Origin of the sequence: Sulfitobacter sp. PS-8MA (genome assembly GCF_040933935.1) — a bacterium.
Classification (GTDB): domain Bacteria; phylum Pseudomonadota; class Alphaproteobacteria; order Rhodobacterales; family Rhodobacteraceae; genus Sulfitobacter.
Genome location: NZ_JBFQYJ010000007.1, coordinates 488463 through 505561, shown reverse-complemented (window position 1 = coordinate 505561; position 17099 = coordinate 488463). Strand labels below are relative to the sequence as shown.

Below are 17099 nucleotides of genomic sequence, written 5' to 3'. Positions count from 1 at the left end.
AAGCAGACAGGAAAAAGGGCGGCCTGATCGGGCCGCCCTTTTTGCATCTAGTCCTATGGTGTGACCGCTATCGCCACGAACGGCGCCAACGGGCGCCTATCCGTCGAAATTCACCTTGGCATCGGCGGGCATCTCATCAAGGAACCGCTGATCGACCCCTGCGATATTCACCGTCGAAGACCGGTCGATCGCGGCGATCAGGGCAAAGCTCTTGTCGGGATATCGCCCGGCCATCAGCAACCGTTTATAGGCAAGCGGCATCGCCGCCCCGCCCTCTTCGCGCGGAACGCGGGTGACGACCTCGTCAAACCTGATCCCCTTGGTCGCCTGCACCTCGCGAAAGGCGTAGTTCAGCATGTCCTCGAAATCAGGGCCGCCGGCAAACTGCTTGAGCGGGCGCCCAATGCTGCTGCGCGCATTCGCCCAGCCCCACCAGCGGGTGTAAAAGGACTTCTCGCCCACTTCGGTACAGATCCAACCGTTCGGCGAGTCGCGATAGACCAGCACATAGGGCCGGATCACGCGGAAAGCCTCGCTCTCAAGCTGCCCCCGGCTGTGGGTCCAGGCATCGAGCGCGGCCTGCAACATCGGCGACCCGTGGTCCCAAAGCAGGGTCAGGGGCTGTTGCTGCTGGTAAAACGACCAGCCCTTCTGATCGGCGTAGGAGAGTTTCTGCAAACCCTGCGTATGGCGCGACTTGCCTTCGAGCCACAGCTTTCCCCGCGCCAGAATATCCCGCGCCGCCGGCAGCGCATCCACCGCGGCAGGGGTGAGCGAATAGCGCCGGGCGTCGATCTCGAACAGCGGCGCTCCCATCGCCTCTTCCAACTGCTGGATATGACGGCGCACGGTCTGCCGGGTGCTGTTCAACTCCAGCACCGCGTGGCTGAGGTTCAATGTATTGGCCAAGGTCACGAAGGAGCGGATCATCTCAAATAAGAGCGGCGGTGCCGGCTCTGTCAAAGAGAGGGGCGGCACAGGGTGTACGGGTTCGTGAATTGGCAAATGTTGGTTCATAGGGGCCTGATGGTACAGGAATCACCCATCACTGCAACAATTTTCACCTATCAATTAAACATAAATGCGAGGAAAGCGCACATATCTGTGCAATTGAACGCTAACTTCCTCTGGGTACTGAATCAGAAAGCACAACCAGAGGTACTTGAACATGGCTCATCCCGTAGATGCACATGTAGGACGGCGGCTGAAACAGGCCCGCACCCTGCGCCGCATGTCGCAGACCGACGTGGCCCGCAAACTGGACCTGTCCTTTCAACAAATCCAAAAATACGAGATCGGTTCCAACCGGGTCGCCGCCAGCCGCCTCTTTGATCTGGCGCAGATATTGGACGTTACCCCGGGATATTTCTTTGAAGGGATGGAAGAAGTCGAGAGCGAAGGCCCGCGGAAAGACCCGACAATGGACATCGTCAACGCCATCGGATCGATCAAGGACGAAGGCGTAAAGGCCCGAATTGTAACGTTTATCGAAGACGTGGCCGGCATCACCGTCGCCCGTCGGGGATAGGTAAAGCGCCCCCGGCGCGGGCGCGCAGCCCCCCGCGGCCGTCCGCTGACACAGGTGCCGATCCAAGCCCCTCCCCCGCCTGACAAGGCCGGATGCAGCGCATGGGTCTACGCGACCAGCGTCTCCGCTTTCTTCAGATCAACCGAAACCAACTGGCTGACCCCCTGCTCCGCCATGGTCACGCCAAACAGCCGATCCATCCGCGCCATCGTCACCGCGTGATGCGTGATGATGAGGAATCGCGTGTCCGTCTGGCGGCACATTTCGTCCAGCAGGTCACAGAACCGGGTCACATTTGCGTCATCAAGCGGCGCGTCGACCTCGTCCAGCACACAGATCGGCGCCGGATTGGCGAGGAAGACCGCAAAGATCAGCGCCATCGCGGTCAGGGTCTGCTCGCCGCCTGACAAGAGGCTCAGCGTGCTCAGCCGTTTGCCCGGCGGCTGGCACATGATCTCCAGCCCGGCCTCCAGCGGGTCGTCGCTTTCGACCATCACCAGATTGGCCTCACCGCCGCCGAAAAGATGGGTAAAGAGCATCGAGAAGTTTGAGTTCACCTGCTCAAAGGCGGTCAGCAACCGTTCCCGGCCCTCTCGGTTCAGCCCCGCGATGCCGCTGCGCAGCGTCTTGATCGCTTCCTCAAGATCGGCCTTTTCGCTGAGCAGCGTGTCATGTTCTTCCCGCACTGCCTTGGCGTCATCCTCGGCCCGCAGGTTCACCGCGCCCAAGGAATCGCGTTGCCGCTTATGGCGGTTCACATCCTCTTCCAATGTCTCGACCGAAGGGATCTCTCCGGCGTCGACCTCCAGCGATGCCAGAAGCTCTGGCGCAGACATCTGCCGGTCATCGCTGATCCGCGCCTCTGCCAGCGCCACGGTCTCGCGCGCGGCATCGCTGCGGGCCTCGGCCCTCGCGCGGGCTTCGCGCGCGTCAGAGGCCTGTCGCTCCGCCTCGCGCTCCGCCGCGGTGGCGGCCTTCAAAGCACTCTCCGCCGCCGCCAATGTCTCCGCCGCATGGGCCCGCCGGGCCTCGGCCTTGGCGATCGCCTCCGACAATTCCGCGCGTTTCGCCGCAATCTCGGCAGGCGCGGCGCTGGCGTTTTCCAGTTCCGCCTCCGAGGCCGCCTTGCGCTCGCTCAATTCGGCAGACCGTTTCTCCGCCGTCTCCAACCGGTTCCGCCAATTGCCGACTTCACGCGCGACCTCGCCCTGCCGTTTGACGCGGGCCTCCCCCTCGCGCCGCAATTCATCATGCGCGGCGCGGCGGGTCATCATCGTCATCCGCGCGGCTTCGACGGTCATGCGCAGATCATCGACGGCGGCCCGCGCGGCGGTCAGATCCTCCAGCTCCGCCAAAGCCTGCTCTGCCGCCTCCACCTCGGCACGGGCGGCTGTGGCGGTATCCTCATGGCGTTTCACCGCAAGGCCCAGCGATTCCAGCTTGCTCTGCAACAGGTTCCGGTCGGCCTCGGCCCGGCTTAGCGCGCGGCCGGCATCGGCCACCTGCCGGTCCGCGTCCCGCCGCGCATCACGGGCGCGTTTATCGGCTTCTGCCTGTTCGGCCAGTTGTTTTTGCAGCGTTTCATGGGCGCTGCGCGCGACATCTGCGCGGCCACTCGCCTCTGCCAAAGCCTGCTTCAAGACCTCAAGCCGGTTAAGCTGCTGCAAGCGAAGTGCTGCCGCCGAGGGCGCGTCTTCGGCAGCGGCGCGGAAACCGTCCCACCGCCACAGATCGCCTTCGGCGGAGACCAGTCGCTGCCCCGGCAAAAGCGCCGCCTGCAAGCGATGCCCCGCGCTGGCCTCGACCAGACCGACCTGGCTCATCCGCCGCGCCAGCACGCCGGGGATCGCCACATGGGCGGTGAGCGGTGTCGCCCCCTCGGGCAGCGGCTGGGTCTGCGCATAGGCGGGCAACATCGCCCAGCCGGACGGCCCTTCTCCGGCCACTTCAGGGGCGCGCAGGTCATCGGCCAAAGCCGCCCCGAGCGCCTTTTCAAACCCCTGTTCGACCTGCAGCTGATCAAGGATCTGCCCGCCCTCAGCGCTGTCTCGCTCAACAAGTTTCGCCAAAGCCCCGGTCTCGGCCCGCAGAGCGTTCATCTCGCCTTCTGCTTCGGACCGTTCGCCCCGCGCCTCCGCCTCGCGCATCTGCGTGTCTGTGCGGGCGTCTTCCGCAGCCACCAGCGCCGCATCCGCGGCGGCAGCGGCGGCGACGGCGTCACCTTCGGCCTGCTGGGCCGCCGCGAAATCGGCGTCGGCCTTGTTCAATGTGGCTTGGCTCTGCGCCACGGTCTCACGGGCCTTGCGGCCCTCTGCCTCTGCCTTCTCAAGCGTGCGGCGGCTGTCCTGCAACAGCCGCTCAGCCGAACTATGGCGGGCGGCAAGCCGGGCGACATCTTCGGTCTGCTGCGCCAGATCCGCTTCCCGCGCCTGCAAGACGGAGGCGGCGGCCTGCGCGGCCTCGGCCGCGGCTTCCAGCGCGACCTCATGCCCCGCGCCCGCTTCGGTCAATTCCTGCGCCTCAAGGTCGAGCCGGATGATCGTTTCATGGGCATCGCGGTTCAGCTCGCCTTCGCGCTCAATGTCCCGGCCAAGCTGTGCAATACGGCCCGTCAACACCTCGATGAGGGCGCGCGCGCGGTCCTCTTGCTCGGCCAATGTATCGCGCTGCGTGGTCACGCGCTGCAAGATCGCCTTGGCAATGGCCTCCTCCTCGCGCAGGGCGGGCAGAGCCTCCTCGGCCTCGGCGCGGCCCTTTGCGACCTCGCGCACCTGCGCTTCGGCCTGGGTGGCCGCGGCGACACGGCTGCGCAGCTCTTCCTCAGCCGTGCTGCGCGCCGCGTCTGCCTCGCGCCAGCGGCGGTAGAGCAACATGCCTTCGCCGCGCCGCAGCGCATCACCGATCTCGCGGTAACGGGCGGCTTGCCGGGCCTGACGGGCCAAGGTCGCCAGCTGCGCGGCCAGCTGTTCGATCACATCATCGACCCGGGCCAGATTGGTCTCGGCGCTGTTCAGCTTCAGCTCGGCCTCATGGCGGCGCTGGTAAAGCCCGGAGATACCAGCGGCCTCTTCCAGAATACGGCGGCGGCTTTTCGGCTTGGCGTTGATCAATTCGGCGATCTGCCCCTGCCGGACCAGCGCCGGGCTATGGGCCCCGGTGGAGGCATCGGCAAAGAGCATCTGCACATCCCGCGCGCGCACTTCCTTGCCGTTCAGCTTATAGGCGCTGCCCACGTCACGGGTGATCCGGCGCACGATCTCCAACCCGTCCTGTTCGTTGAAACCGGCGGGCGCCAGACGGTCGCTGTTGTCGAGATGCAGGGAGACTTCGGCGAAATTTCGAGCCGGGCGGGAGGCGGCGCCGGCGAAAATCACGTCCTCCATGCCGCCGCCGCGCATGGCGGTCGGGCGGTTTTCCCCCATCACCCAGCGAAGCGCTTCGAGCAGGTTGGATTTGCCGCAGCCATTCGGCCCGACGACACCGGTCAACCCGTCCGAGATGACGAGGTCCGTGGGGTCGACGAAGCTTTTGAAGCCCGTCAGTCTGAGTTTGGAAAAGCGCAAGTTTGACCTGTCGTATTGATTCTCGCCTGAGCGGCGAACTTGCCGTTGGGCGGGGGGCCAAGTCAATCAAAAGCCCCAAGGGGCAGCGCCGCGTCGGCGGTTATCCACAAGATATTGTCGCGCTAAAGCGCCGTACAGGTGATATCCACGTCCACCGCCCTGCCAATGAGCCCCGCCGATCCGGGCACCGGCGCGCAGTCGATCGAAAGCTGCCCGGAGCGCAGCTTTCTGCCGCCCTTGCCACAGTCCAGCAGCCCAAGCGCCAGCGCCTGATCGCCGCGTACCTCGGTCACCTTGCAGCCGCTGACCAGCGCCATCGCCTTGCCCGCGCGGGCGCGGATGGGACCAAAACGCGGCGCATATTCCATGTTGATCCGCATCGCCTCCGCCAGTTCATCGCGGACGCGCACATCAAAGGTTGAGCCCTCAACCGTGACCCGCGTCGCAGGCAGCCCCCGGAAATGGGGACCAGCGGTGTTACAGCCAACGAGGAGCAACGGAAGAAGGAGAATGAGATAACGCATGGGCCTAGGGTGCGGCGCATGGGTTAACAAACCCCTAACCCGCAAAGCAAAAAGCCCCGGCGGAACCGGGGCTTTCTTAACTCAATGTTAAGCGGCTTAGTGCAGCTTGGCTTCGACCTGGGCGATGCCATCGTCGATCAGCTTGTTGCTCTGAGCGGCGGTCATCTGTTTGGCGATCACGTCACGTGCGGCGGCGACGGCGATGGTCACAGCCTGGTCGCGCACTTCCTTCACAGCGGCGGCCTCGGCCGAGCTGATCTGGTCTTTCGCGGCGGCCATGCGGCGCTCAAGCGACTTGGCCATATCCGCCCGCGCCTGTTCGGCAGCAAGACGGGCATCTTCCTTGGCGGAAGACACGATACGGTCCGCTTGGTCCTGCACCTCTTTCTGCTTGCGCTCATAAGAGGCCAGCAGGGTCTGAGCTTCTTCACGCAGGCCGCGGGCTTCTTCAAGCTCGGTCTTGATGCCCTCGGACCGCTTGTCGAGCATGCCGACCAAGAGGCTGGGAACCTTGTAATAAATCAGGATTCCGAGGAACAGCAGGAAGGCCAGCAGCACGATGAAATCGGTGTTGCGCAGCGAGAAGAAAGGCCCGGTGGCCGCGAAAGCAGGCGAGGCCACCATGCCAGCGAGCAGGGTCGAAAGTGTCAGGCGCATGGATTTGGTCATGGCTTATCCTTTCATCCGCGCATCGACGGCGGCATCAACAGTGGTTGCATCTGCCGTGCCACCCAAAGCGGTGACGAGGGCTTCGGCGGTGTCCTTGGCAACGGCTTGCACGTTTTCCATGGCACCGGCGCGAATTTCGGCGATGGCTTTTTCCGATTCCGCCACTTGCCCGGCAATCTCGGCATCGGCCTTGGCCATTTCGGCATCCAGATCAGCCTGCATGTCCGCCTTGGCCTGGGCCACGATCTGCTGTGCCTCGGCACGGGCGTCGATCAGGGCCTTGTCATAGGCGGCTTCGGCTTCCTGTGCCTTGACCTTGAGGTCTTCGGCAGCCGCGATGTCATTGGTGATGGTCCCCTGGCGTTCGGCCAGAACCGCACCGATACGAGGCAGAGCCACGCGCGACAGGATCAGGTAGGTGGCGATCAGCGCCAGGATCAGCCAGAAAATCTGGTTGCCCCAGTGATCGAAGTTCAGCTGCGGCATGCCCGGCGTTTCGGCAGCATGGGTCGCAATGCCGGTCGCGTCGGCCAGCCCGTCGCTGGTTGTTACAGTTGCCATCGTGGCTTCTCCTTGGAAACTTTGCCGTTACAGCCGGGCAGACACGGCGATGCGCGCCTGCCCGCTCGTAAGGATTACAGTTCCGAGAGCTTAGACAGCGAACATCAGCAGCAGAGCGACGAGGAACGAGAAGATCCCCAGAGCTTCTGCAAACGCGATGCCGATGAACAGGGTCGCTGTCTGGCTTGCGGCTGCCGACGGGTTGCGCAGAGCGCCGGACAGGAAGTTGGCGGCAACGTTGCCGACACCCAGGGCTGCGATGCCTGTGCCGAGACCTGCGATGCCTGCGCCGATATGTGCGAGTTGACCTTCCATGGGGGTATCTCCTTACGATTGGAAGTTAAAACTGTGGCGGGAAGTCCCGCCGTTGTTGGGGTTGTTAGTGTGCGGGGTGCAGCGCGTCCTTGAGGTACACGCATGTCAGGATGGTAAAGACATAGGCCTGGATAAAGGCCACCAGCACTTCGAGACCGTACATCGCGGTAATCGCGAGCACCGACACCGGCGAGATCACGGCGATGGCCGCGAAACCGGCGAAAACCTTGATCACCGCGTGGCCCGCCATGACGTTGCCCGCCAGACGAATGGAGTGGCTGACCGGGCGCACGAAATAGCTGATCAGCTCGATGATCGCCAGCACCGGACGCAGCGCCAGCGGGGCCGAGGACACCCAGAAGAGGCTCAGGAAGGCCGCGCCGTTCTTGACGAAGCCGACGACGGTCACGGTGATGAACACCGCCAGCGCCAGAACCACGGTCACCGAGAAATGCGATGTGGGGGTGAAGGCCGTCGGGATCAGGCCGAGGAAGTTCGCCATCACGATGAACATGAACAGGGTCATGATATAGGGGAAGAACTTCAGCCCCTCCTTGCCGCAGATGTCTTCGACCATCTTGTGGATGAAGCCATAGGCAAGTTCGGCCACCGACTGCATCCGGCCCGGCACGACAGAGCGGCGCGCGCTGCCCAGCACCAGCAGGGCGAAGGTCGCCAGAACCGCCAGCGCCATCCAGAAGGTGGCGTTGGTGATCGTGTACCAAGCAACCGAACCGCCATCGCCAAAGAGCGGCGATACGATGAACTGGTCCATCGGGTGGAATTCCAGACCGCCTGTTTCAGCGCCTTGTATCTCTGTTGCCATCTCAGGCTCCCTCGTCCTTGCCCGATTGGGGCGTATCCTCTTCGGCCGCTTCGGCCTGTTGTTTGCCCTGGATTTCCTCAGCGGTGCGAAGCATCGTCTTCACCCCCGCCGCAAGGCCCAGTATCACAAAGAGCACCATGAAGATGGGCAGGGTGCCAAAAAGCAGATCCAGCCCGTATCCGATGCCAAAACCGATCCCAAGACCGGCCACAAGTTCAACCACCATCCGCCAGGCCATATTGGCCTGCGAATAATGTTCATCCACTCGGGGCTTGGGTGCGCTGCGCTTCTTTGCAGCGGCCAGTTTGGCCTCAAGCTGCTCCATCTGCTGCCGTTGGTCCGGGCTGGTCACACCAAAATCCCCATCGGAATATCTGCTGCGGTGCTACTGTCAGGGGGGGATAGAGTCAACTGCGATTGCCTTTCCGAAATTTCAACTGAAATCAGCACCTTACCGAAACTTCCGCCGCGCCGGTCTTGAATTGCAAGGCCGCGGCCCCCAGCAAACCGCGCCTCATCGTTATTTAACCTTTGGGTTAAGAGACCCCTGCCAGCGCTTCCCCACGCCCCCGGTCCGCGCTATGGGAGGGCATGAGCCAAGACTTAGATCAGGTGTTTGCCGCCCTCGCCGACCCGACCCGCCGCGCCATCCTCGCGATGCTGCTGGAGGACGATATGGCCGTGACGGATGTGGCCGAGCCTTTCGAGATGTCGCTTGTCGCGATCTCGAAACACCTGGGCGTGCTGACTGCCGCAGGGCTGATCAGTCAGGAAAAACGCGGGCGGGTGAAATGGTGCAAGCTGGAGCCGGATGCGCTGCGCGATGCGTCGATCTGGATGCAGGGGTTCGGGCAGTTTGAGCCGGTGAACCTGGATGCCTTCGAAAGATTTCTACAATCTGAATTGCCGGATGCGGTGGAAGGCGTGACACCGCAGCGGGAATAGAGGTGAGAGTGATCCCCCCTCGCCACGAGGTAAATAAGACGAGGGGAAGATCAATCGGCGATCAGATGACGCCGAATGCAAACCGCAAAATAGCCAAAACCACGACAATCAAACCGATCAGGTATAAAATGCTACGCATGGAGTATCCTTTACTTTGATTTCACCCCCCAACGCAGTGGGGGAAGGCTAAGTTCCGGTGAAATCGAAAAAAGGCGCAAATCTATGATTTTTCTTGGCTATCGTCGCGCAGAAGCAAATAAAGCGCCACGATCGTAAGCGCCACACCGCCCCAGACCAGCGCCCCCGGCAGCGCATTGCCAAAGCCGATTTCCCACAGGATCACCCAGCTTGGCGTGAGATAGGTATAGGCCATCACCTTGGCCGAGGGCAGCCGCAGCGCCGCGAACTGCAAAAGCACCACCGTGGCCGCCGTGGCAAAGATGGCGACATAGAGAATGGTGACCCACACCAGCGGCCGCAGCCCCGCCCAGTCCGTCTGCATGAGGTCCGACCAGCCATAGGCGGTCAGCAAGACGGTCCCGGCCAGCAGCGTGCCAAAGGTGAACAGCACCGCGCTTTCGCCCCGGTTCAGCCAACGCACCATCGGCGCATAGATCGCGTGACAGACGCAGCCGATGAAATAGATCGCCTCGCCCTGCCCGATGTCAAAGGACAAGAGCGCGCCGAGGTCCCCGCGAAAGATCACCCAAAGCGCTCCGACCCCGCCAATCGCCAGTGCCAAGGCCATGCGCGGCGTCATCACCTGCCGCATCAGCAGCCAGGCCACCCCTGCCGCCATGACCGGCACAAGGGTAAAGACCGCCGCCGCCGCGACCGGGGGCGCGGTTTTCAGACCTTCGAACATCAGCACAAAGTAAAGCGTGAACAGCCCCGCCAGCACGAAATACCGCCAGGGCGCGGCAAAGCCCGCGCGAAACCGATCACCGCGCGCCCAGGCCAGCCCGCCCACCAGCACGGTCGCCAGCGCAAAGCGCACCGCATTCAGCGTGGTCGGCGCGATCTCATTCGCCACCTGCGCGCCGAGCGAGAAGGAGCCGGCGACCAGGGCCGAGAAACACAGCATTGCCAGATGACCCTGCGCCCAAGGACTTAGTCCGGGCATGCAACGGCATCCTCGGCGTGTTTCTTCAGAAACGCCAGCACCGCCTGAACCTTGCTGCTGCGGTGCAGGTCGACATGGGTCACCAGCCAAAGCGCGCTGGCCCAATCGGGCCGGGGGGCATGAATCTCCACCAGTTCCGGATCGCCCCGCCCCTGTGCGGCGGGCAGCGCGCCGATCCCCGCCCCGGCCCGAAGCGCCGCTTCCATCGCGGCACCACTGGAACTGCGCCATGTGATGCTTTCCTCCGGCACCGTCGCCCAGAGCCATTTGTGATAGGGTGCCCGGCTGTCGCGGTTGTCTTCGGCGATGAAACGGTGGTTGGCGTAGTCCTCTGGCCCCTGCGGGATGCCGTATTGCTTGACATAGTCGCGGCTCGCATAGGCGCCGACCGCAAGCTGCGCATAGGGCTGCACCACATTGTCCGGCTGGTCCGGCGCGGCCCCGGCTCGCACCGCGACATGGGCCTCGCCATATTCAAGCCGGAACAGCCGCTCGCCAATCAGGTAGCGCACCACCAGCTCCGGGTTCTGGCGCTGAAACTCCGTCAGCAGCGGCGCGAGCTGCGGGGCGAGGAAATCCAGCGAAGTGATCACCAGCTCGCCCGAGACATCACTGCCGCGCCCCCTGATCCGCCCGGCCAGCTGACTGAACTGATCATCCGTCGCCCGCGCCACCCGCAAGAGGTCCTCCCCCGCTTCGGTCGCCGTGTAGCCGCGCGCATGGCGCTGAAACAGTTTGACGCCAAGCCGCCCCTCCAGCGCGTCGATATGGCGGATCACGGTGGCATGATGCACGCCCAGCACCTCTGCCGCGCCGCTTACCGTGCCAAGCTGGGCAACCTGATAGGCGGTCCTGATCTCATCCCAATTGTCCATTGCTCACCCCGCCCTCCTAACCTGTGCATTTACGAACATGGCCACGTTCATTCTGGCAGTTGCGTTCGCGAGTACAATGGCCAATTCCATGTCATCAGATTTACCCTTGGAGCAAGGATCAACACCATGGCCATATTGCGCATCGAAACCTCGGTGAACCGCGAGAACTCCGTCACCCGCAAACTGACAGACCGGATCATCGCGTCCCTTGGCGACAGTGACGTCGTCACCCGTGACATCGCCAGCGAGCCCCTGCCGCTGATCGATTCCACATGGGCCAGCGCCCGCGTGAAACCCGCCGAGGCGCGCAGTGCCGAAGATCAAGCGGCGCTCGCCCTCTCCGACGCGCTCGTCGCCGAAGTGCAGGCCGCCGATACGATCGTGATCAGCGCGCCCATCTACAACTTCAATATCCCCGCCTCGCTCAAAGCCTGGATCGACCTGATCGCCCGCGTGGGCGTGACCTTCCGCTACACCGAAGACGGCCCCCAAGGGCTGCTGAAAGACAAACGCGTCATCGTCGCCTTCGCTTCGGGCGGGACGGGCATCGATTCCGCCGCCGATTTCGCCAGCGGCTACCTGCGCTTCGTGCTGGGTTTTCTGGGCATAACCGATGTGACTTTTGTGGCGGCGGACCAGTTGGCCGTGGACGCCGAAGGCACCATCGCCCGCGCCCATGCGCAGATCGACGCGCTGCGCGCCGCGGCCTAAGCGCTCCCGCCCTTTCACCCAAATCAGCCGCGCCCCCGCGCCGAGGGCGCGGCTTTCGCGTGGCGACCTTTCGCCACCCACTCCAGCCGGCTTGACTCGTTGCCCCGCAGCGCGTAAACGCCACCCAATCTCCGGAAGCATCGCCTTCCGGTCCCGGCCTGCGTCGGGATCGCCCCCAGTCAGCGCGTTGCGCCCACTGGGGCATTTGTGCATTTTCGCGCGCGTCCTTACATAGGGGCAAGTGCAACCGACCCGAAAGGCCCTGTGCCCATGTTTGAGAATCTTAGCGAACGGCTCTCTGGCGTCTTTGACCGCCTGACCAAGCAAGGCGCGCTCAGCGACGAAGACGTCAAAACCGCCCTGCGCGAAGTGCGCGTCGCCCTGTTGGAGGCGGACGTCTCGCTGCCCGTGGCGCGTGATTTCGTCAAAGCGGTGCAGGACAAAGCCACCGGCCAAGCCGTCACCAAATCGGTCACCCCCGGCCAGCAGGTCGTCAAGATCGTCCATGACGCGCTGGTCGACACGCTCTCGGGCGAGGGCGAGCCCGGCGCCTTGAAGATCGACAGCCCGCCCGCGCCGATTCTGATGGTTGGTCTGCAGGGGGGTGGTAAGACCACCACCACCGCGAAACTGGCCAAACGTCTGAAAGAACGGGACGGCAAGCGCGTGCTGATGGCCTCGCTTGACGTGAACCGCCCCGCCGCGATGGAGCAGCTGGCGATCCTCGGCAATCAGATCGGCGTCGACACCCTGCCCATCGTTGCTGGCGAAGATCCCGTCGCCATTGCCAAACGCGCCAAGACCCAGGCGGGTCTGGGTGGCTATGACGTCTATATGCTCGACACCGCGGGCCGCCTGTCCATCGACGAAGAGTTGATGCAGCAGGTCAAGGCGGTGCGCGATGTGGCCAATCCGCGTGAGACATTGCTGGTCGTCGATGGCCTCACCGGTCAGGACGCCGTGCACACGGCCGAGAACTTTGACGAGCGCATCGGCATCTCCGGCGTCGTCCTCACCCGGATGGACGGCGATGGCCGCGGCGGTGCGGCGCTCTCGATGCGCGCCGTTACTGGCAAGCCGATCAAATTCGTCGGCCTCGGCGAAAAGATGGACGCGCTGGAGACCTTTGAGCCCGAGCGGATCGCGGGCCGTATCCTCGGCATGGGCGACATTGTCGCGCTGGTCGAAAAGGCGCAGGAGACCATCGAGGCCGAACAGGCCGAGAAGATGATGAAGCGCATGGCCAAGGGTCAGTTCAATATGAACGACCTGAAGATGCAGCTTGAACAGATGATCAAGATGGGCGGCATGCAGGGCATGATGGGCATGATGCCCGGCATGGGGAAAATGGCGAAACAGGTCGAAGACGCCGGTTTTGACGACAAGATCCTCAAGCAGCAGATCGCCCTCATCCAGTCCATGACCAAGAAAGAGCGCGCCAACCCTGCCCTGCTGCAGGCCAGCCGCAAGAAGCGGATCGCCAAAGGTGCCGGCATGGAGGTCTCGGACCTCAACAAGCTGATGAAAATGCACCGCCAGATGTCCGACATGATGAAGAAGATGGGCAAAATGGGCAAAGGCGGCATGCTTAAGCAGGCCATGAAGGGCATGATGGGCAAGGGCGGCATGCCTGGCGGCATGGACCCGAGCCAGATGGACCCCAAGGCGCTGGAAGCGGCGGCCAAGCAGATGGGCGGCAAACTGCCCGGCGGCATGGGCGGCGGCAATCCCTTCGGCGGCGGCGGCATGGGCCTGCCAAGCGGGCTGAGCGGTTTCGGGAAGAAGAAATGACCGACACCGCCACAGATACCGTCGCCCGCGCCGCCGAGGTCTTGAAAGAGCACCGCGCCAGCATCGACCGGCTCGACGCGATCCTCGTCTATACGCTGGGCGAGCGGTTCAAACACACGCAGGCCGTGGGGAAACTCAAGGCCACACACGACCTTCCCCCCTCCGATCCGGCCCGCGAAGCGGCCCAGATCGAGCGGCTCGAAGATTTGGCGGAAGCGGCGGACCTCGACCCCGTCTTCGCCAAGAAGTTCCTGAACTTCATCATCGCCGAAGTCATTCGGCACCACAAAACCCACCAAGAATAGGGCGGCCTCCCGTCCCCCCAACCAACCTAAAGGACCAAACATCATGGCAATGAAAATTCGTCTCGCCCGCGGCGGCTCCAAAAAGCGCCCCTTCTACCGTATCGTGGCTGCCGACAGCCGCATGCCGCGCGACGGCCGCTTCATCGAGAAGCTGGGCACTTACAACCCGCTGTTGCCGAAAGACAGCGAAGACCGCGTGAAAATGGACGTTGAAAAGGTTCAGGAATGGATCGCCAAAGGCGCCCAGCCGACCGAGCGCGTTGTCCGCATGCTGGAAGCCGCTGGCGTCCGTGAAAAGGCCGAGCGCAACAACCCCAAGAAGGGCACACCGGGCAAGAAAGCTCAGGAACGCGAGCAGGAGAAGGCCGACAAGGCCGCTGCCGCTGCCGAAGCTGCCAACGCCCCTGCCGAAGAAGCTTCCGCAGAATAAGCTGGGAGCGCCCGGCATGGATGCATTCTCTGAAGACTTCCGTGCCGGGCTGCACGACCTGATGCGATGGCGGCGCGATGTGCGCCGCTTTCGCACAGACCCGCTGGACGAGGCGCTGGTGCAGACCTGCCTCGACAGTTTCAACCTCGCCCCTTCCGTGGGCCTGTCGGAACCCTGGCGGATCATCCGGGTAAAATCCGACGCCGCGCGCCAAGCCGCGCTTGAGAATTTCCAGACAGCCAATGCCCGCGCCCTTGCCGGATATGACGGCGAGAAGGCCGCGCTTTATGCCGGGCTCAAGCTCTCGGGCATGAGCGACGCCCCGGAGCAACTGGCGATCTACTGCGATGACAGCACCGACAAGGGCAGCGGCCTTGGCGCCGGCACCATGCCCGAGATGCGCCGCTATTCCGTGGTCGGCGCGATCAGCCTGATGTGGCTCACTGCCCGCGCCCATGGTCTTGGGATGGGCTGGGTCTCGGTGCTTGACCCGATGCGGCTCAACCGTGATCTTGACGTGCCAAAGGACTGGTCGCTGGTGGCCTATCTCTGCATGGGCTGGCCAGAGGACAACAGCCTGACGCCGGAACTGGAAACCAAGGGTTGGGAGACCCGCGCCCCAAGTCTGAAGATCGAGACCCGTTGATGAGAAAATTGCTGTTCCTTCTGGCCGTTCTGGTGCTCGGTTTTGTCCTTGGCATCCGTTATGATCGGCAGTTAATGCAGGACGAATGCAAAGCCGGGGCCGGGGAATGGACCGGGACGATCTGTGTGAATTCGGAGTTGTTGCAATGAGTGACCAAGACCTGATCTGCGTCGGCGCCATCGCGGGCGCCTATGGTGTGCGCGGCGAAGTGCGCGTGAAGAGTTACTGCGCTGTGCCCGAGGATATCGAAAGCTACCGCCCGCTCTATGCCGAAGATGGCCGCCGGACGTTCACCCTTGCGCTGCTGCACCCGGTCAAAAACGGTTTCGCCGCCCGGATTGCCGAGATCACCACCAAGGAGGAGGCCGACGATCTGCGCGGCGTCTCGCTCTTTGCGGCCCGGGATCAATTGCCGGGCCTGCCGGATGATGAGTTCTACCACGCTGACCTCATCGGGCTTGAGGTCTATGACACCGGCGGCACGCTGCTGGGCCGCGTGAAAACGGTGCAGAACCACGGTGCCGATGACCTGCTGGAGCTGCAATTGGCGGGCACCTCTGCCACCACCTTCCTGCCCTTCACCAAAGCCGCTGTGCCGACCGTCGATCTGGCCTCTGGCCGCATCGTGGCGGACCCGCCCTTGGGGGTATTGCCGGACGCCACGGATGGCTGATCGCGGGCGCTGGTAATGCCGCGCCGGATCATCCTGCATCCCGGTTTTCACAAGACCGGCAGCAGCAGCATCCAAGCCACGCTGCGCGCCAATCGGGCGGCGCTGAAACCCCATGTCGCCCTGCGTCTGCGCTGGCATATGAAAGACCTGCTGCATGCGACCCGGGGCTATTCGACATGGCGCGACCCGATCTCCCTGCTGAAAGCCGAACATCGGTTTGAGGCTTTGCTCGACAGCCTGCCGCAGATGCCGCGCCGCACGCTGCTGCTCTCGGCAGAGGAGCTGGCAGGCCATCTGCCGGGCCGGGGCGATCTGGCCGACTACAGCGCAGCGCCCGAAGCGCTGGAGCTGTTTCACCGAACCCTGCGCCGCCGCTTTCCAAAGGCCGAGATTATGGTCTACCTTTCCACCCGCGCGGCTGACGATTGGCTGGCCTCGGCCTATTGGGAACATGTCAGATCCTCGTCCATGACACTGTCGCTTGCGGCTTTCACCGCCCGCCATGCCCCCGCTGCCAAGCTCGACGAGATGCGGGACGAGATCACCCGCCGCCTGCCCTGCCCGGTCCATCACGCGGCGCTGGAGGACTGCCAGCACCTGCCGCTCGGCCCGGCAACGCCGCTGCTGGAACTCTGCGATCTGCCGCCGGACCTCATGGCACGTCTCACGCTGCCACCCCCGGCGAACACAAGACTTCCGGCCCCGGTGCTGCAGGCTTTGCTTGACGCCAACCGCCAACACGCCGATGACCCGCAGGCGCGCCGACGCGCCAAGACCGCCATTCTCGAACAGGCAGACAAAGCATGAAACCGACCCGCTCCCACGGCCGCCAAAGCGCACGGCCCAGCCTGAAGCCCCGCGCTTTGATGCAGGACACCCCTGACTACGCCGATGTCTGGCAGGCGCGGATCGTGACGCTGTTCCCCGATCTCTTCCCCGGCGTGCTGGGCGCGAGCCTGACCGGCAAGGCGCTGCAAGAAGGGCGCTGGCAGCTGCACACCCATGATCTGCGCGACTTTGGCATCGGCAAACACCGCAACGTCGATGACACGCCCGCCGGCGGCGGCGCGGGGATGGTCATGCGCGCCGATGTGGTTGGCCCCGCATTGGCCGAGGCGCAGCGCCATGCGCGCGGGCGCTGGCCGATCCTCTATATGTCCCCGCGCGGGCGGCGGTTCGATCAGACGATGGCGCGGGATCTCGCGGGCTGCGCCGGGGTCACCCTGCTTTGCGGCCGGTTTGAAGGGGTGGATGAGCGGGTGATCGAGCATTTCGACATCACCGAGGTAAGCTTGGGCGATTTCGTCATGACCGGGGGCGAACTGGCCGCGCAGGCGATGATCGACGCCACGGTTCGCCTGCTGCCCGGGGTGCTGGGCAATGCCGAGAGCATCGAAGAGGAAAGCCATGCCTCTGGCCTGTTGGAACATCCGCAATATACCCGCCCCGCCCTATGGGAAGAGCGTGAAATCCCGCCCGTGCTGATGTCGGGCAACCATGGCGAGATCGCCAAATGGCGCCAGGCGCAGGCCGAAGAGCTGACCCGCGCCCGCCGCCCGGACATGTGGGCCAGATATCAAGAGAAGGGCTAGCGCGGGGCTGAAGGAACCGCCG

21 protein-coding genes are annotated in these 17099 nt (G+C 63.8%); 11 read left to right on the top strand and 10 right to left on the bottom strand.

Annotated elements, in window-relative coordinates; translation table 11 throughout:
• Nucleotides 1–96: 96 nt before the first annotated feature.
• A complete protein-coding gene (locus tag AB4M76_RS15915) occupies nt 97–963 on the bottom strand; it encodes a LysR family transcriptional regulator (RefSeq protein ID WP_368442977.1) in 867 nt (288 codons plus the stop codon).
• Nucleotides 964–1168: 205 nt separating this feature from the next.
• Here AB4M76_RS15915 and AB4M76_RS15910 point away from each other — a divergent pair, with 205 nt between their 5' ends.
• The gene (locus AB4M76_RS15910) at nt 1169–1528 is read left to right on the top strand and encodes a helix-turn-helix domain-containing protein (RefSeq protein ID WP_368442976.1); all 360 of its coding nucleotides are present in this window, start codon (nt 1169–1171) and stop codon (nt 1526–1528) included.
• 107 nt (nt 1529–1635) lie between these two features.
• Here the strand turns inward: AB4M76_RS15910 and smc are convergent, their stop codons facing one another.
• The 7 genes from smc to AB4M76_RS15875 form a co-directional block, all read right to left on the bottom strand.
• On the bottom strand, nt 1636–5091 hold the full coding sequence (smc, locus tag AB4M76_RS15905) for a chromosome segregation protein SMC (RefSeq protein WP_368442974.1): 3456 nt from the start codon (nt 5089–5091) through the stop codon (nt 1636–1638).
• A gap of 122 nt (nt 5092–5213) precedes the next feature.
• Complete coding sequence (locus tag AB4M76_RS15900; protein WP_368442973.1) at nt 5214–5501, bottom strand: hypothetical protein; 288 nt, start codon at nt 5499–5501, stop codon at nt 5214–5216.
• 210 nt (nt 5502–5711) lie between these two features.
• Nucleotides 5712–6272: a F0F1 ATP synthase subunit B gene (locus AB4M76_RS15895; RefSeq protein ID WP_368443535.1), complete on the bottom strand. Its 561-nt coding sequence runs from the start codon at nt 6270–6272 to the stop codon at nt 5712–5714.
• A gap of 15 nt (nt 6273–6287) precedes the next feature.
• Nucleotides 6288–6845 carry a F0F1 ATP synthase subunit B' gene (locus AB4M76_RS15890; RefSeq protein ID WP_368442972.1) on the bottom strand — a complete coding sequence of 186 codons (558 nt, stop codon included), beginning with the start codon at nt 6843–6845 and terminating at the stop codon, nt 6288–6290.
• Between the two features lie 90 nt (nt 6846–6935).
• Nucleotides 6936–7160: a F0F1 ATP synthase subunit C gene (locus AB4M76_RS15885; RefSeq protein WP_007118046.1), complete on the bottom strand. Its 225-nt coding sequence runs from the start codon at nt 7158–7160 to the stop codon at nt 6936–6938.
• 64 nt (nt 7161–7224) lie between these two features.
• Nucleotides 7225–7986, bottom strand: a complete 762-nt coding sequence (locus AB4M76_RS15880) for a F0F1 ATP synthase subunit A (protein WP_368442971.1) — start codon at nt 7984–7986, stop codon at nt 7225–7227.
• A gap of 1 nt (nt 7987) precedes the next feature.
• Nucleotides 7988–8338, bottom strand: a complete 351-nt coding sequence (locus AB4M76_RS15875; RefSeq protein WP_368442970.1) for an AtpZ/AtpI family protein — start codon at nt 8336–8338, stop codon at nt 7988–7990.
• A gap of 239 nt (nt 8339–8577) precedes the next feature.
• Here AB4M76_RS15875 and AB4M76_RS15870 point away from each other — a divergent pair, with 239 nt between their 5' ends.
• Nucleotides 8578–8931 (top strand): ArsR/SmtB family transcription factor, encoded by a 354-nt coding sequence (locus tag AB4M76_RS15870; RefSeq protein WP_368442969.1) that lies wholly within the window; start codon nt 8578–8580, stop codon nt 8929–8931.
• A gap of 220 nt (nt 8932–9151) precedes the next feature.
• Here the strand turns inward: AB4M76_RS15870 and AB4M76_RS15865 are convergent, their stop codons facing one another.
• Together AB4M76_RS15865 and AB4M76_RS15860 are read right to left on the bottom strand one after the other, a co-directional pair.
• The gene (locus AB4M76_RS15865; protein WP_368442968.1) at nt 9152–10054 is read right to left on the bottom strand and encodes a DMT family transporter; all 903 of its coding nucleotides are present in this window, start codon (nt 10052–10054) and stop codon (nt 9152–9154) included.
• Nucleotides 10042–10929, bottom strand: coding sequence for a LysR family transcriptional regulator (locus AB4M76_RS15860; protein WP_368442967.1), 888 nt, complete (start codon nt 10927–10929; stop codon nt 10042–10044). Before AB4M76_RS15860 ends, AB4M76_RS15865 begins: the two co-directional genes overlap by 13 nt.
• A gap of 126 nt (nt 10930–11055) precedes the next feature.
• Here AB4M76_RS15860 and AB4M76_RS15855 point away from each other — a divergent pair, with 126 nt between their 5' ends.
• The 9 genes from AB4M76_RS15855 (at nt 11056) to trmD (ending at nt 17077) form a co-directional block, all read left to right on the top strand.
• A complete protein-coding gene (locus tag AB4M76_RS15855) occupies nt 11056–11640 on the top strand; it encodes an FMN-dependent NADH-azoreductase (protein ID WP_368442966.1) in 585 nt (194 codons plus the stop codon).
• A 270-nt stretch (nt 11641–11910) separates the two neighbouring features.
• Nucleotides 11911–13431, top strand: coding sequence for a signal recognition particle protein (gene ffh / locus AB4M76_RS15850; RefSeq protein ID WP_368442965.1), 1521 nt, complete (start codon nt 11911–11913; stop codon nt 13429–13431).
• The gene (locus AB4M76_RS15845) at nt 13428–13736 is read left to right on the top strand and encodes a chorismate mutase (RefSeq protein WP_368442964.1); all 309 of its coding nucleotides are present in this window, start codon (nt 13428–13430) and stop codon (nt 13734–13736) included. The genes ffh and AB4M76_RS15845 overlap by 4 nt, the downstream gene beginning before the upstream one ends.
• 43 nt (nt 13737–13779) lie before the next feature.
• Entirely contained in the window at nt 13780–14166 is a 387-nt protein-coding gene (gene rpsP / locus AB4M76_RS15840) for a 30S ribosomal protein S16 (protein WP_368442963.1), read from the top strand.
• 16 nt (nt 14167–14182) lie between these two features.
• Nucleotides 14183–14812 carry a 5,6-dimethylbenzimidazole synthase gene (gene bluB / locus AB4M76_RS15835; RefSeq protein ID WP_368442962.1) on the top strand — a complete coding sequence of 210 codons (630 nt, stop codon included), beginning with the start codon at nt 14183–14185 and terminating at the stop codon, nt 14810–14812.
• A complete protein-coding gene (locus tag AB4M76_RS15830; protein ID WP_174860576.1) occupies nt 14812–14961 on the top strand; it encodes a hypothetical protein in 150 nt (49 codons plus the stop codon). Before bluB ends, AB4M76_RS15830 begins: the two co-directional genes overlap by 1 nt.
• Nucleotides 14958–15485: a ribosome maturation factor RimM gene (rimM, locus tag AB4M76_RS15825; protein ID WP_368442961.1), complete on the top strand. Its 528-nt coding sequence runs from the start codon at nt 14958–14960 to the stop codon at nt 15483–15485. The genes AB4M76_RS15830 and rimM overlap by 4 nt, the downstream gene beginning before the upstream one ends.
• A gap of 15 nt (nt 15486–15500) precedes the next feature.
• The gene (locus AB4M76_RS15820) at nt 15501–16292 is read left to right on the top strand and encodes a hypothetical protein (protein ID WP_368442960.1); all 792 of its coding nucleotides are present in this window, start codon (nt 15501–15503) and stop codon (nt 16290–16292) included.
• Nucleotides 16289–17077 carry a tRNA (guanosine(37)-N1)-methyltransferase TrmD gene (gene trmD / locus AB4M76_RS15815; protein WP_368442959.1) on the top strand — a complete coding sequence of 263 codons (789 nt, stop codon included), beginning with the start codon at nt 16289–16291 and terminating at the stop codon, nt 17075–17077. The genes AB4M76_RS15820 and trmD overlap by 4 nt, the downstream gene beginning before the upstream one ends.
• The last annotated feature ends 22 nt before the right edge of the window (nt 17078–17099 follow it).

Coding starts and splice junctions, on each gene's coding strand:
- AB4M76_RS15860 (WP_368442967.1), bottom strand. CDS start 10,929: ATGGACAATTGGGATGAGATCAGGACCGCCTATCAGGTTGCCCAGCTT.
- AB4M76_RS15890 (WP_368442972.1), bottom strand. CDS start 6,845: ATGGCAACTGTAACAACCAGCGACGGGCTGGCCGACGCGACCGGCATT.
- AB4M76_RS15865 (WP_368442968.1), bottom strand. CDS start 10,054: ATGCCCGGACTAAGTCCTTGGGCGCAGGGTCATCTGGCAATGCTGTGT.
- ffh (WP_368442965.1), top strand. CDS start 11,911: ATGTTTGAGAATCTTAGCGAACGGCTCTCTGGCGTCTTTGACCGCCTG.
- AB4M76_RS15895 (WP_368443535.1), bottom strand. CDS start 6,272: ATGCGCCTGACACTTTCGACCCTGCTCGCTGGCATGGTGGCCTCGCCT.
- AB4M76_RS15845 (WP_368442964.1), top strand. CDS start 13,428: ATGACCGACACCGCCACAGATACCGTCGCCCGCGCCGCCGAGGTCTTG.
- AB4M76_RS15910 (WP_368442976.1), top strand. CDS start 1,169: ATGGCTCATCCCGTAGATGCACATGTAGGACGGCGGCTGAAACAGGCC.
- AB4M76_RS15820 (WP_368442960.1), top strand. CDS start 15,501: ATGCCGCGCCGGATCATCCTGCATCCCGGTTTTCACAAGACCGGCAGC.
- AB4M76_RS15885 (WP_007118046.1), bottom strand. CDS start 7,160: ATGGAAGGTCAACTCGCACATATCGGCGCAGGCATCGCAGGTCTCGGC.
- AB4M76_RS15880 (WP_368442971.1), bottom strand. CDS start 7,986: ATGGCAACAGAGATACAAGGCGCTGAAACAGGCGGTCTGGAATTCCAC.
- rpsP (WP_368442963.1), top strand. CDS start 13,780: ATGGCAATGAAAATTCGTCTCGCCCGCGGCGGCTCCAAAAAGCGCCCC.
- AB4M76_RS15855 (WP_368442966.1), top strand. CDS start 11,056: ATGGCCATATTGCGCATCGAAACCTCGGTGAACCGCGAGAACTCCGTC.
- AB4M76_RS15870 (WP_368442969.1), top strand. CDS start 8,578: ATGAGCCAAGACTTAGATCAGGTGTTTGCCGCCCTCGCCGACCCGACC.
- AB4M76_RS15830 (WP_174860576.1), top strand. CDS start 14,812: ATGAGAAAATTGCTGTTCCTTCTGGCCGTTCTGGTGCTCGGTTTTGTC.
- trmD (WP_368442959.1), top strand. CDS start 16,289: ATGAAACCGACCCGCTCCCACGGCCGCCAAAGCGCACGGCCCAGCCTG.
- bluB (WP_368442962.1), top strand. CDS start 14,183: ATGGATGCATTCTCTGAAGACTTCCGTGCCGGGCTGCACGACCTGATG.
- rimM (WP_368442961.1), top strand. CDS start 14,958: ATGAGTGACCAAGACCTGATCTGCGTCGGCGCCATCGCGGGCGCCTAT.